Origin of the sequence: Segatella copri (genome assembly GCF_019127135.1) — a bacterium.
Lineage (GTDB): Bacteria > Bacteroidota > Bacteroidia > Bacteroidales > Bacteroidaceae > Prevotella.
Map to the genome: position 1 here is coordinate 1 of NZ_JAHOEA010000169.1, position 652 is coordinate 652.

General features: G+C 40.6%; 1 rRNA gene. It reads right to left on the reverse strand.

Annotation, left to right across the window (positions count from 1 at the left end):
• Window positions 1-220 (reverse strand): 23S ribosomal RNA (locus KSW37_RS15695); the annotation flags it as partial.
• Window positions 221-652: the final 432 nt, after the last annotated feature.

Genomic DNA, 652 nt, shown 5'->3' on the forward strand with positions numbered 1-652 from the left:
ATTTATTTTCTCTTCCTGCAGGTACTAAGATGTTTCAGTTCCCTGCGTTAGCTCTCTTACACTGGTAAGAGTAACCGTCCTTCAGACGGCTAGGTTGTCCCATTCGGAAATCTTCGGATCAAAGGTTATTTGCACCTACCCGAAGCTTATCGCAGCTTATCACGTCCTTCATCGCCTCCGTGAGCCTAGGCATCCGCCATACGCCCTTTCTTACTTTCTTTACGACTGTATTCTTGTTACTCGTTTCCGAATAACGAATAAGTAGCTCATACTTTCAGCTGTATTCTAACAAAGTGAAATCTCATCTTGCGATTTGATTTACTTTAGTCTGAACTAAAGTTCATTACTTACAGTTTTGCTTGTGTCAATATGTCAAAGATCTTTTTAAGTGAAGAGTGAAGAACGAAGAGTGAAGAATTCACTTGTCTTACTCAACCTTAGAGTGGAGATTGTGGAGTTGAACCATTTTGCTTGAGCCATCCCTATATATTATATAATGTATAAGGAATCCCAGTCTCCTGTATTTAATTAAACAGATGGTGCGTACAAGAAGAGAAGCGAACTTTTAAATCCTGTTCCTAAATCTTCATAGGAAATTCGTCTCTCCAGAAAGGAGGTGTTCCAGCCGCACCTTCCGGTACGGCTACCTTGT